We start from the raw sequence: 13,403 nt of genomic DNA on the forward strand, positions 1-13,403 counted from the left end.
AGTAATGAGAAAGACAAAAATCGTTTGTACAATCGGTCCAGCAAGTGAAAGCATTGAAAAGCTGACTGAATTGATTGAAGCAGGAATGAATGTAGCCAGACTAAACTTCTCCCACGGAGATTTTGAAGAGCATGGTGCACGCATTGAAAACATACGTAAAGCAGGTAAAACATTAGGCAAGGACATTGCGATCCTTCTAGATACAAAAGGTCCAGAGATCCGTACACGTACAGTTGAAAACGGCTCAATTGAGCTAGTCGCTGGTGCTGATCTTATCGTGAGTATGGAAGACATTGTTGGAAATACGGAAAAAATTAGTGTGACATACGAAGATTTAATTCATGATGTAGAAGTAGGTTCAACGATTCTATTAGATGATGGTCTGATTGGTTTAGAAGTAAAAGAAATTAACAAGGACCGCAAAGAAATCGTCACTAAAGTCATGAATACAGGCACGCTCAAAAACAAAAAAGGCGTCAACATACCTGGCGTCAGTGTGAACCTGCCAGGTATTACAGAAAAGGATGCTAATGATATTCTGTTTGGAATTGAACAAGGCGTCGATTTCATCGCAGCTTCTTTTGTTAGACGAGCTTCTGATGTTCTTGAAATTCGTGAGCTTCTTGAAAAGAACAATGCGACTGATATTCAAATCATTCCTAAGATTGAAAACCAAGAGGGTGTTGATAACATCGACGAAATCCTTGAGGTATCTGACGGTTTAATGGTTGCGCGTGGAGATCTTGGTGTAGAGATCCCGGCAGAAGAAGTACCGCTTGTTCAAAAAATGCTGATCAAAAAATGCAATCGTTTAGGCAAGCCTGTCATCACAGCGACTCAAATGCTGGACAGCATGCAGCGTAACCCTCGTCCAACCCGCGCGGAAGCAAGTGACGTGGCCAATGCTATTTTTGACGGTACAGATGCAATTATGCTTTCTGGTGAAACAGCAGCAGGAACATATCCAGTAGAAGCTGTACAAACGATGAATAACATTGCATCACGTTCAGAAGAAGCACTAAACTATAAAGCAATTCTTTCCCGTAGAAGCGAAGAAGTAGAAGTCAGCATTACAGATGCGATCGGTCAATCTGTTGCACATACAGCAATGAAGCTTGATGTGGCAGCAATTGTGACGCCTACGGAAAGTGGACATACAGCAAGAATGATTTCAAAATATAGACCAAAAGCACCAATCGTAGCAGTTACAGCAAACGAATCAGTGGCAAGAAAGCTTTCACTCGTATTCGGTGTATTTGCAAAGAGCGGATCAAAAACGACGTCTACTGATGAAATGCTTGAGAATGCAGTAGAGAAGTCTATTGAAACAGGCTATGTAAGACACGGCGATTTAATCGTGATTACAGCAGGTGTGCCAGTTGGTGAAACAGGTACGACGAACTTAATGAAAGTATATGTTGTCGGTGACATCATTGCGAAAGGTCAAGGTATTGGCCGTAAATCTGCATTTGGACCGGTTGTCATTGCACAAAGCGGAAAAGAAGCAGAAGAAAAAATGTACGACGGTGCGATCCTAGTCGCAAACTGCACAGATCGTGATATGATGGGAGCTTTAGAAAAAGCATCTGCCCTTATCACAGAAGAAGGCGGTTTAACAAGCCATGCAGCTGTTGTTGGATTAAGCCTTGGCATTCCAGTAATTGTAGGTCTTGACGGCGCAACAACACTATTAAAAGAAGGCGAAGAGATTACAGTAGATCCAGCACGCGGAGCGATCTACAAAGGCCGTGCAAGCGTCCTTTAAATCATCCAAGAGGGGAGTTGTCTGACTCCTCTCTTTTTTTATGTTACACTAAAAAAAAAGTAAACAGCTTTCGATGAAAGATACCCCATGAGGTGATATGGTTGAAGAAATATTTTCTACTATTATTAATTCTGTTCCCTGCGGTGGAAATTAGTTTATTTTTAATCTCAAGTAAAATCATTGGCATTTTGCCAACGATGCTGCTCATCGTGCTGACAAGTGCATTAGGTGCTTATTTCGCAAGAAAACAAGGAATAGAAGCCTTCCAAAAAGTACAGAGAGATTTACAATATGGCAAGATGCCAGGGGGAGCGATTGTCGATGGTTTTTGTATTCTGATTGGCGGTCTGTTGCTGCTCATTCCAGGCTTCTTATCAGATCTCATTGGGGCTTTGCTGCTCATTCCGGTAACGAGAAAGGGAATTAAGCCGCTCTTTGAACGCTGGCTTAGAAACTTGTCTAATCGCAACCGCTATACAATCATTCGCTAAAGAGACCTTCAGCCTAGGTCTCTTTTATTTTTGCATGCCATACCGAATGTACTCAAAAATATCTCTGAAAACTCCTGCATTACGGAACGCCTGCCACACGACAAGGGAAGCAGGGCCAATCACAAGTCCAAGAAAACCAAACCATTTTAACCCGACAAATAGCGCCACAAGCGTTGCTAGAGGATTAAGTCCGATGGATTTGCTTAAGACTTTTGGCTCTGATATTTGTCTTTGAATGAGGACAACAATATACAAAATGCCCAGTCCAATGGCGAGTGAAAGATTTCCTGTCATAGCAGAATAAATGATCCACGGTAGGAAAACAGTGCCGCTCCCGATATATGGAAGTAAATCGACAAATCCAATACATAAAGCAATCACAAGGGCATGCTCGACTTTTAAAACGATGAGTCCAATCAATACAATACCAATCGTCATGGCCACAAGCAGAAGCTGAGCCTTCATAAAACCGGTAATGGCTTTTTTAATTTCAGATAAAATGGCGCGTGTATGCTGCATCCATTTTGCGGGAAAGATACGTGAACCATATGTTTTTAATGTAAACCAATCTTTCGTGATAAAAAAAGTTGCCAGAGCAGAAAATAACAATGTTGCTGCTGCATCAGGCAAAAGACCTAAAAAACCGGGAATAAGCTCTAGTGTTTTTGAAAGAAAAGTCCCGATTTTTGCGGCAGCTTCATCACCGAGTGCTTGAATTTGTCCCAAAATCGATTCCTTTTGGCCCGCTTGAAGCGTATTAAATTGGGCTGTGACATCATGATATAAAGGCAGAATTTTATCTGTGAAAAATTGCTCTACAATACCAATCAATTGATCAAGATGGCCAGGCAGCACCTTTGCCAAATAAGCACTCCCTGAAATGATTTCAGCCACTAAAAGCGTCATGAAGCCGGCGGCTGCGACTAAAAAGAGCAAGAGCACAATGACCACAACAAGTCCTCTCGGCATCCCGGTGATCTCTTCGATTTTGCATACGGCAGGATGAATTAAACAAGACACGATAAGGGCGATCCAAAAAGGATATAAAAACGGAAAAGACTGATATAAAAAGACAACAGCAAAAACAGCAATGCTGATTATCATCAAACTTCGCAGAAAAATGGCCACATAGGCGTGATTCACACAATCCCCTCCAAAAAACAAGCATGTCCGATACTTCATTTTATTCAAAAAGATTAGTAATATGAAAAGGTCGCAATAAAAAGAAAGAAAGGAGCGGCGTATGTTTACTCAAGCAAATTTATTTTTGGTACTTTTACTCGTTATTGCACTTATTGCAAAAAACAATTCGTTAATTTTAGCGGTCTCTGTACTGATCGCGATTAAGCTGATTGGCCTGGATCAAAAAATTTTCCCGGTTCTTCAATCTAAAGGTATTAATTGGGGAGTTACCGTTATTACCATTGCTGTGCTGGTCCCGATTGCAACAGGTGATATTGGATTTAAGCAGCTTGGAGAAGCGATGAAATCTTCCTATGCTTGGATAGCTCTTGGAGCGGGTATATTAGTAGCATTAATTGCAAAAAACGGGATTGTGCTACTCGAAAATGATCCGCATATTACGGCAGCGCTTGTGTTCGGTACCATTTTGGCAGTCAGCTTATTTAAAGGGGTGGCTGTTGGACCGCTCATCGGGGCAGGAATTGCTTATTTGGCGATGCAGGCTGTGAAATTTTTCAGCGGGTGAAAAGAGAGTGGTTCCTGCCACTTTCTTTTTTAAATTTTTTCTTGCGTGAGCTTTTGCAAAAAAACATAATTAAATATATTAAAAGAAGCAAATTCCCTTTATTCCATGCCTGATATGGGAGACTGGAAAAAAAAATATCAAAAAAAATTATAGTTAAACATTTAACAAATGTCTGATTATTGTTTATAATGGGAATAGGCTTAATTTTGAACTCATTGATCACACAAGAGATATGAGGCTAAAAGCGCTCTAACCGTATAGGTAAATGTAAGCATTTTCTTTTCAGAAACTGCCATCTTATTCGGATTGGATAGCGCTTTCAAAAAGTGAGAATTCTGCAACGAAGGGGAATCTTTTTAAAAAGGGGAGATTGAACATGACAGCAACAAGAGGTCTTGAAGGTATCGTGGCAACAACTTCATCCGTAAGCTCAATTATTGATGATACTCTTACTTATGTAGGGTACAATATCGATGATTTAACTGAAAAAGCTACATTCGAAGAAATTGTCTACCTGTTATGGCACTTAAAGCTGCCGAATGAGCAGGAGCTGAGTGAATTAAAACAACAGCTCAATGAAAATGCTCAGATTCCGCAAGAAATCATTGAGCATTTTAAATCTTATTCGCTCGATGGGGTTCATCCAATGTCTGCGATTCGTACAGCAGTATCCTTACTAGGTTTACTAGATGACGAATCAGAGATTATGGACAAAGAAGCGAATTACAGAAAGGCAATTCGCTTACAGGCGAAAATTTCTGGACTAGTCGCTGCGTTTTCTCGCATTCGCAAAGGACTTGAGCCTGTACAGCCAAAAGAAGAATACAGCTATGCTGCAAACTTCTTGTATATGCTAAATGGCGAAGAGCCATCACCAGTAGAAATTGAAGCCATTGATAAGGCGCTTATTCTACATGCGGATCATGAATTAAACGCATCGACATTTACAGCACGTGTATGTGTTGCTACACTATCAGATATCTACTCTGGTGTGACAGCGGCTATCGGTGCGCTGAAAGGACCGCTTCATGGCGGCGCTAATGAAGGCGTGATGAAGATGCTTTCAGAAATTGGCGAAGTTGAAAACGTAGATTCCTATATTCATGGTAAGCTAGAGAAGAAAGAAAAAATTATGGGCTTTGGCCACCGCGTATACCGTCAAGGTGACCCGCGTGCAAAGCACCTAAAAGAAATGAGCCAGCGTTTAACAAACCTCACTGGCGAGCCGAAATGGTATGAAATGTCTGTTCGCGCAGAGGAAATCGTGACATCAGAGAAAAATCTTCCACCAAATGTTGATTTTTATTCTGCATCTGTATATCACAGTCTTGGCATTGATCATGACTTATTTACACCAATTTTCGTGATCAGCCGATTCTCTGGATGGATTGCTCATATTCTAGAGCAATATGACAACAACCGACTCATCCGTCCAAGAGCTGATTACATTGGACCTGATCTTCAAACCTTTGTTCCGATCAGTGAAAGAGACTAATGTTTATAGAATAAGCGGGGGCTGATTTCAAAAGGCTAATCAGCCTCCATATCAACATCAACAAAAAACGAATCACGTGAAAAACTTTTTTGCTTGCAGACATCAAGCCAAGAAGTTTCAAATATTCACTACATAACCTGGGAGGTAATATCATTGTCACAAGGCGAAAAAATTACAGTTACTGGCGGCGTATTGAATGTACCAAATAATCCAATCATCCCGTTTATCGAAGGGGACGGAATCGGTCCTGACATTTGGAAAGCAGCATCAAGAGTACTTGAAGCAGCTGTAGAAAAAGCATATAAAGGTGAAAAGCAAATCACTTGGAAAGAAGTATATGCAGGTGAGAAAGCTTACAATAAAACTGGAGAGTGGCTTCCTGAGCAAACGCTTGAAGACATTCGTGAATACTTAATTGCGATTAAAGGACCACTAACAACACCAATTGGCGGAGGAATCCGTTCATTAAACGTGGCACTTAGACAAGAGCTTGATTTATTCACATGCTTACGTCCAGTTCGCTGGTTCAAAGGCGTACCTTCTCCTGTCAAACGTCCAGAAGACACAGATATGGTGATCTTCCGTGAGAACACAGAAGATATCTATGCTGGTATTGAGTATGCAAAAGGTTCAGACGAAGTGAAGAAGTTAATTGACTTCTTGAAAAACGAATTAGGTGTGAACAAAATCCGTTTCCCAGAAACGTCAGGTATCGGAATCAAGCCAGTTTCTGAAGAGGGAACATCCCGTCTTGTCAGAGCGGCTATCCAATATGCAATTGACCAAGGCCGTAAATCTGTGACGCTTGTTCACAAAGGAAACATCATGAAATTTACAGAAGGTGCTTTCAAAAACTGGGGCTACGAAGTGGCTGAAAAAGAGTTTGGCGACAAAGTCTTTACATGGGCACAATATGATCGTATTGTAGAACAAGATGGAAAAGATGCGGCAAACAAAGCGCAAAGTGAAGCAGAAGCTGCTGGCAAAATCATTGTCAAAGACAGCATTGCAGATATTTTCCTTCAACAAATCCTAACTCGTCCAGCTGAGTTCGATGTTGTGGCTACAATGAACTTAAATGGAGATTACATCTCTGATGCACTTGCAGCACAAGTTGGTGGAATTGGTATCGCACCAGGAGCGAACATCAACTACGAAACAGGACACGCTATTTTTGAAGCGACTCACGGAACAGCACCAAAATATGCTGGTCTTGATAAAGTGAATCCATCTTCTGTTCTTCTATCAGGCGTGCTTTTACTTGAGCACCTTGGCTGGCAGGAAGCAGCTGATCTAGTGATTCAATCTGTTGAAAAAACAATTGCATCTAAAGTCGTCACTTACGATTTTGCTAGATTAATGGATGGCGCAACAGAAGTGAAATGTTCTGAGTTTGCTGACGAGCTCATCAAAAACTTGTCTTGATTCTTAAACTTTAAAGTTAAAGGGGAAAAAGGAAATGGCAAACAAGCGTAAAAAAGTATCTGTCATCGGAGCAGGTTTTACTGGAGCAACTACAGCATTTTTAACAGCTCAAAAAGAATTAGCGGATGTCGTCTTAGTTGATATCCCGCAGCTTGAGAACCCAACAAAAGGGAAAGCTCTTGATATGCTGGAAGCAAGCCCTGTTCAAGGTTTCGATGCGAACATTACAGGCACTTCTAACTACGAAGATACAGCCGGTTCTGATGTCGTGGTCATTACGGCAGGAATTGCAAGAAAGCCGGGAATGAGCCGTGACGATCTCGTGTCAACAAATGAAAAAATCATGCGCAGCGTGACACGCGAAATCGTTAAATATTCTCCAGAAGCCATTATTGTTGTGTTAACAAACCCTGTTGATGCAATGACATATGCAGTTTATAAAGAATCAGGATTACCAAAAGAAAAAGTCATTGGACAATCGGGTATTCTTGATACAGCACGTTTCCGTACGTTTGTTGCTCAAGAATTAAACCTATCTGTCAAAGATGTGACGGGCTTTGTCCTTGGTGGACATGGCGATGACATGGTTCCGCTTGTTCGTTACTCTTATGCAGGCGGTATCCCGCTTGAAACATTGATTCCAAAAGATCGAATTGATGCGATTGTTGAAAGAACAAGAAAAGGCGGCGGCGAAATCGTGAACCTATTAGGTAACGGTAGTGCCTATTATGCACCTGCTGCTTCACTTGTAGAAATGGTTGAGGCGATTCTAAAAGATCAGCGCCGCGTAATCCCAACGATTGCTTACCTTGAAGGTGAATATGGCTACGAAGGCATTTACCTTGGTGTACCAACAATCGTAGGTGGAAACGGCCTTGAGCAGATCATTGAGCTTGAGCTGACAGAAGAAGAAAGAAGTCAGCTTGACCGTTCTGTTGAATCTGTTAAGAACGTCATGAAAGTATTGTCTTAATATGAAAAAAAGAAGGCTTCTCTTATGAGGGGCCTTCTTTTTGTTTACAAAACAAATCTTGTCGAAATTTTAAATTGTCCTCTTGTTAAGCTTTCGTTAAAATGAAAGAGAAAGCATGACTTCTCGCTTTTCACATAAGATACAAAAAAACGGATGCAGGGGAAATCACTAATTGGAGGCACAACATGAATAAAAAAATATTAGTTGTGGATGATGAAGAATCGATTGTAACACTTCTAAGCTATAACCTTGAAAGGGCGGGCTATGATGTCGTCACAGCAAGAGATGGGGAAGAAGCGCTTGAAAAAGCAGCAAGTGAACAGCCTGATCTCATCGTATTAGATTTAATGCTTCCGAAGATGGACGGCATTGAAGTGTGCAAACAACTGAGAATTCAAAAAATGATGTTCCCTATTTTAATGCTGACAGCAAAGGACGATGAATTTGATAAGGTGCTCGGCCTTGAACTTGGAGCCGATGATTACATGACAAAGCCATTCAGTCCTAGAGAAGTGGGTGCTCGGGTAAAAGCCATCTTAAGAAGAGCGCAGCAATCTCAGCCTGCCCCCACGCAAGAGGACAAGGAAGAGGTCATTGCAGACCAAATCAAAATTGGTGAACTGCGCATTTTACCAGAACACTACGAAGTCTACTTCCAAGAAGAACGTCTAGAGCTTACGCCGAAGGAATTTGAACTGCTGCTTTATTTGGCCAAGCATAAAGGACGTGTCCTCACACGTGATCTGCTGCTAAGTGCCGTTTGGAATTATGACTTTGCAGGAGACACTCGTATTGTGGATGTACACATCAGCCACTTGCGGGACAAAATTGAAAAGAATACGAAAAAACCAACATACATTAAAACCATTCGCGGCTTAGGCTACAAATTGGAGGAGCCAAAGCCAAATGAGTAAAATAAGAACCCGCCTGTTTTCGGGACTTATTTTTCTCCTTTTTATTGTGTTTGTTGCACTTGGCCTTTTCTTGGATCACATGTTCCATGTTTTTTATGAAACAAAATTAACGGAACGAATGGAAAATGAATCGAGCTTTCTTCTTTCTTCCATGGATGGTGATGATCTGCAGGCGAAGCAAAACAAGGAGATCCTCAATCAGGCAAAGCAGCATCTCGACATGAATGCGTCAATTGTGGATCTGAAGGGGAATATCATACATACAACGGGTCAAGCGGAGCAAAGGGGCATCATTCAAAACACACTGAACAATGAACGGCTTCAAACAAAAGGCGTCGTCATTGAGGATGAAAAGGATGCGCTGTTTCATTACGCAGTCCCTATCGTGAAACAAAACGAACCGGCAGGCTATTTATTTCTCCATGCGTCATTCCAGCCTTTAAATGAAATTGACGGCCAGCTTTGGCTCGCATTAGCCGTTTGTCTTGGCTCGGCGATTATTATCATCGTTTTCTTTGGATACCGCATGTCAATGAAATATGTAAAACCGATAGATTATGCCACAAAGGTAGCCAAACAGCTGGAACGCGGGAACTATGATACCAATCATTATGAAGAGCTCATCATTGAAACTAGTGAGCTTAATACATCAATGAAGCGTCTGGCAGAAAGCCTTCAAGAAATGACAAGCACTGGTGAAATGCAGCGGGACCGTCTGCAAACAGTCATTGAAAACATCGGTGCAGGAATTATTTTGATTGATAAGATGGGGTATATCAACCTAGTCAATCGAACCTTCCGCAAGCAGTTTAAGGTGCAAAAGCACATTTACATGCACAAGCTGTATCATGAAGCATTTACACATGACGAAATTATTGAGCTGATTGACGAAATTTTTATGACAGAAACGAAGGTGCGGAAGTTTTTGCGCCTAGCCGTTGACATTGAACGGCGCTACTTCCAAGTGGATGGTGTCCCAATTTTAAGTACAGACGATGAATGGAAAGGAATTGTCCTTGTGTTTCATGACGTGACAGAAACAAAGCAGCTCGAGCAAATGCGAAAAGATTTTGTCGCCAATGTGTCTCACGAATTAAAGACACCGATTACGTCGATTAAAGGATTCTCCGAAACCCTTCTTGATGGAGCGATTGATGACAAAGAAGCGCTGACACAATTCCTTTCCATCATTCTAAAAGAGAGTGTCAGACTCGAAACTCTCATTCAAGATTTACTCGATCTTTCCAAAATCGAGCAGCAACATTTCAAACTAAATATTCAAGACGCCAATGCGTCAGAAATCATTCAAGAGATTGAAGTCCTTTTAAAACAAAAGGCTGCGGAAAAAGGTATTCAATTACAAGTGCGTATCCCGAAAGAGCCTGTCTATGTGATGGCAGATCCGTTGAGATTAAAGCAAATCTTCCTCAATCTCGTGAACAATGCCCTTACCTATACACCAGAGGGAGGGAGTGTCACCATTTCGGCAAGACCGCGGAAAGGCGCCTATGAATTTGATGTAGCAGATACAGGAATCGGCATGAAGAAAAGAGAGATTCCAAGAATATTTGAGAGATTTTATCGAATTGATAAAGATAGAAGTAGAAATTCAGGCGGAACAGGACTTGGTCTTGCGATTGTCAAACACCTTGTGGAGGCGCATGAAGGGACGATTTCAGTCCATAGCAAACAAGGGAAAGGAACGACTTTTACAGTGAGCCTGAAATCAAAATAGGAAAAAAAGGAAAGTCACGTTAAAATTTACATGATCTTTACAATGGATTCATGTTTAGTTAAACAATCATTGGTAGGATGAATAGGAACCCCTTCATCCAAGGAGCCAATTTTGTAAGGACGAAAACACTTGTTGTTTTCGTCCCTTTTTTTATGCAGGTTCGACTATTTTCTTTTCAAAATAAACTTTGATAAAATGATGATACAATGTGTGAAAGAGACGGCTGAAATGGCTCAGCCGATGGAGGATTAAAACATGACAGACAAAAAGAAATTAGTACTAGTGGATGGAAACAGTCTCGCTTATCGAGCCTTTTTTGCTTTGCCGCTACTATCAAATGATAAAGGCGTCCATACAAATGCCATTTATGGCTTTGCAATGATTTTAATGAAGATGCTCGAGGACGAGAAGCCAACCCATATGCTTGTGGCATTTGATGCGGGGAAAACAACGTTCCGCCACGAGACATTTAAAGAATATAAAGGCGGAAGACAAAAAACACCGCCAGAGCTATCAGAACAAATGCCGTTTATCCGTGAACTATTAGATGCCTATCAGGTGAAAAGGTACGAGCTTCCTCAATACGAGGCTGACGATATTATCGGGACATTGGCTGTGGAGGCAGAAAAAGACGGCTTTGAAGTGAAAATTTTCTCAGGAGATAAGGACTTAACGCAGCTCTCAACAGACCATACGACGGTGGCAATTACGAAAAAAGGCATTACAGAAGTAGAATATTACACACCGGCTCATATTGAAGAAAAATATGGTCTGCGCCCAGATCAAATCATCGATATGAAAGGCTTGATGGGAGATTCCTCAGATAATATCCCAGGGGTGCCCGGTGTAGGGGAAAAAACAGCGATAAAATTGTTAAAGCAGTTTGAAACGGTAGAAAACCTGCTTGAACATATTGACGAAGTCAGTGGTAAAAAACTCAAAGAAAAGCTTGAAGAATATAAAGAGCAAGCGGTGATGAGTAAACAACTCGCAACGATTCTTGTAGAAGCGCCAATTGATGTATCAAGCAAGGATCTCGCATATGAAGGTCCTCATATGGATCAAGTGATCTCTCTTTATAAAGAACTAGGCTTTCAAACGCTGCTAGAGCGTCTAGGAGAAGCACCAGAAACAGGTGAACAGGTCGAAGTTGAAGCATTAGAAGTGAAAAAAATGACTGATGTAACGGATGAAATGCTGACAGATCACGCCGCCCTTGTGGTAGAACAGCTTGGAGATAATTATCATGAAGCGGATTTGATCGGTTTTGCGATCCATAATGAAAACGGTGCGTTTTTTATCACGAAAGAAGATGCACTTCAATCAGATGCATTTAAACAATGGGTACAGGATGAAACGAAGAAGAAATGGGTCTTCGATTCAAAAAGAGCAGTTGTCGCCCTCAGATGGCACGATGTCGATCTAAAAGGTGTCGATAATGATGTTCTGCTCGCTTCCTATGTCGTCAATCCTCAGAAATCCTATGAGGACGTCGCAAGTGTGGCGAAGGAATACGGTCTGAACATCGCATTTTCTGATGAAAAAGTGTACGGAAAAGGAGCAAAGCAGGCGATTCCACCTGAAGATGAACTGAAGGAACATCTTGGACGAAAAGCAGCGGCGATCTCTGCTCTGCATGATTTAACACTTGAAGCACTAGAAAAAAATGATCAACATGAACTGTATGAAGACTTAGAGCTGCCGCTTGCCCTCATCTTAGGTGAAATGGAATCACTTGGCGTAAAGGTAGATATTGAGCGCCTAGAGAAGATGGGTGAAGAGTTAGCGAAAAAGCTGAAAGAATATGAGGAAACCATTCACCGCTTAGCAGGTGAAACGTTTAACATCAATTCTCCTAAACAGCTTGGCGTGATTCTTTTTGAAAAATTAGGTCTGCCGATTATTAAAAAGACAAAAACAGGCTACTCGACATCTGCGGATGTTCTTGAAAAGCTTGAAGATAAGCACGAAATCATTCGGTCTATTCTGCATTACCGCCAAATTGGAAAGCTCCAATCGACCTATGTGGAAGGCTTAATGAAGGTAACGCGCAAGGATACACATAAAGTGCATACACGATTTAATCAAGCGCTCACGCAAACAGGAAGACTAAGCTCAACAGATCCCAACTTGCAAAACATCCCAATTCGTTTAGAGGAAGGACGGAAGATTCGTCAAGCATTCGTTCCATCAAAAGAAGGCTGGCTTATGTTTGCTGCTGACTATTCACAAATTGAGCTGCGTGTTCTCGCTCATATTTCTCAGGATGAGAATTTGATCGAAGCGTTTACGCAAGATATGGATATTCACACGAAAACAGCGATGGACGTGTTCCATGTCTCAGAAGAAGAAGTGACTTCCTCTATGAGAAGACAAGCCAAGGCTGTCAACTTCGGAATTGTATATGGAATCAGTGACTATGGATTATCTCAAAATCTTAGGATCACAAGAAAAGAAGCAGCTGCCTTTATCGAACGCTATTTAACAAGCTTTAAAGGCGTGAAAACCTATATGGAAGAGATTGTGCAGGAAGCGAAACAAAAAGGATATGTCACGACACTTCTCAAACGCAGACGGTATATCCCGGATATCACCAGCCGCAATTTTAATATCAAAAGCTTTGCAGAAAGAACAGCCATGAACACACCGATCCAAGGCAGTGCAGCTGATATTATTAAAAAAGCCATGATTGATATGGCGCGTAAGTTAAAAGAAGAAAACTTGCAGGCAAATCTTTTATTACAGGTGCACGATGAATTGATCTTCGAAGCGCCGAAAGAAGAAATTGCCATACTCGAAAAAATTGTCCCTGAAGTCATGGAAAATGCACTTCAGCTAGATGTGCCGCTAAAAGTTGATTTTGCTTCAGGCCCATCTTGGTACGACGCAAAATAATA

At 41.4% G+C, this 13,403-nt stretch carries 10 protein-coding genes; 9 read left to right on the forward strand and 1 reads right to left on the reverse strand.

Features of this window, described 5'->3' with window-relative positions:
• The first annotated feature begins 4 nt into the window (after positions 1-4).
• Complete coding sequence (pyk, locus tag AC20OE_RS05665; protein WP_487268669.1) at positions 5-1,765, forward strand: pyruvate kinase; 1,761 nt, start codon at positions 5-7, stop codon at positions 1,763-1,765.
• A gap of 101 nt (positions 1,766-1,866) precedes the next feature.
• Positions 1,867-2,256, forward strand: a complete 390-nt coding sequence (locus tag AC20OE_RS05670; RefSeq protein WP_039180564.1) for an FxsA family protein — start codon at positions 1,867-1,869, stop codon at positions 2,254-2,256.
• 24 nt (positions 2,257-2,280) lie between these two features.
• Here AC20OE_RS05670 and ytvI read toward each other — a convergent pair whose 3' ends face one another.
• On the reverse strand, positions 2,281-3,399 hold the full coding sequence (ytvI, locus tag AC20OE_RS05675; protein ID WP_372556003.1) for a sporulation integral membrane protein YtvI: 1,119 nt from the start codon (positions 3,397-3,399) through the stop codon (positions 2,281-2,283).
• 100 nt (positions 3,400-3,499) lie between these two features.
• On the opposite strand from ytvI, the gene AC20OE_RS05680 reads away from it, so the two are divergent.
• From AC20OE_RS05680 to polA, 7 genes are all read left to right on the forward strand, one after another.
• On the forward strand, positions 3,500-3,964 hold the full coding sequence (locus AC20OE_RS05680; protein ID WP_007501699.1) for a DUF441 domain-containing protein: 465 nt from the start codon (positions 3,500-3,502) through the stop codon (positions 3,962-3,964).
• 376 nt (positions 3,965-4,340) lie between these two features.
• Complete coding sequence (gene citZ / locus AC20OE_RS05685) at positions 4,341-5,459, forward strand: citrate synthase (protein WP_024424790.1); 1,119 nt, start codon at positions 4,341-4,343, stop codon at positions 5,457-5,459.
• 153 nt (positions 5,460-5,612) lie between these two features.
• The gene (gene icd, locus AC20OE_RS05690) at positions 5,613-6,884 is read left to right on the forward strand and encodes an NADP-dependent isocitrate dehydrogenase (protein WP_024424789.1); all 1,272 of its coding nucleotides are present in this window, start codon (positions 5,613-5,615) and stop codon (positions 6,882-6,884) included.
• Positions 6,885-6,918: 34 nt separating this feature from the next.
• Positions 6,919-7,857 carry a malate dehydrogenase gene (gene mdh / locus AC20OE_RS05695; protein WP_008356047.1) on the forward strand — a complete coding sequence of 313 codons (939 nt, stop codon included), beginning with the start codon at positions 6,919-6,921 and terminating at the stop codon, positions 7,855-7,857.
• A gap of 185 nt (positions 7,858-8,042) precedes the next feature.
• Positions 8,043-8,771, forward strand: a complete 729-nt coding sequence (locus AC20OE_RS05700) for a response regulator transcription factor (protein ID WP_039180559.1) — start codon at positions 8,043-8,045, stop codon at positions 8,769-8,771.
• Positions 8,764-10,506 (forward strand): two-component system histidine kinase PnpS, encoded by a 1,743-nt coding sequence (gene pnpS / locus AC20OE_RS05705; protein WP_059374772.1) that lies wholly within the window; start codon positions 8,764-8,766, stop codon positions 10,504-10,506. The genes AC20OE_RS05700 and pnpS overlap by 8 nt, the downstream gene beginning before the upstream one ends.
• Positions 10,507-10,761: 255 nt before the next feature.
• Entirely contained in the window at positions 10,762-13,401 is a 2,640-nt protein-coding gene (polA, locus tag AC20OE_RS05710) for a DNA polymerase I (protein WP_487268670.1), read from the forward strand.
• Positions 13,402-13,403: the final 2 nt, after the last annotated feature.

The sequence above is a fragment of the Bacillus sp. SRI_025 genome (assembly GCF_057592095.1).

What these genes read in the sequence shown, in the direction of transcription:
- pyk (WP_487268669.1), top strand. Translation starts at nt 5, where the DNA reads ATGAGAAAGACAAAAATCGTTTGTACAATCGGTCCAGCAAGTGAAAGC.
- AC20OE_RS05680 (WP_007501699.1), top strand. Translation starts at nt 3,500, where the DNA reads ATGTTTACTCAAGCAAATTTATTTTTGGTACTTTTACTCGTTATTGCA.
- citZ (WP_024424790.1), top strand. Translation starts at nt 4,341, where the DNA reads ATGACAGCAACAAGAGGTCTTGAAGGTATCGTGGCAACAACTTCATCC.
- mdh (WP_008356047.1), top strand. Translation starts at nt 6,919, where the DNA reads ATGGCAAACAAGCGTAAAAAAGTATCTGTCATCGGAGCAGGTTTTACT.
- AC20OE_RS05700 (WP_039180559.1), top strand. Translation starts at nt 8,043, where the DNA reads ATGAATAAAAAAATATTAGTTGTGGATGATGAAGAATCGATTGTAACA.
- pnpS (WP_059374772.1), top strand. Translation starts at nt 8,764, where the DNA reads ATGAGTAAAATAAGAACCCGCCTGTTTTCGGGACTTATTTTTCTCCTT.
- polA (WP_487268670.1), top strand. Translation starts at nt 10,762, where the DNA reads ATGACAGACAAAAAGAAATTAGTACTAGTGGATGGAAACAGTCTCGCT.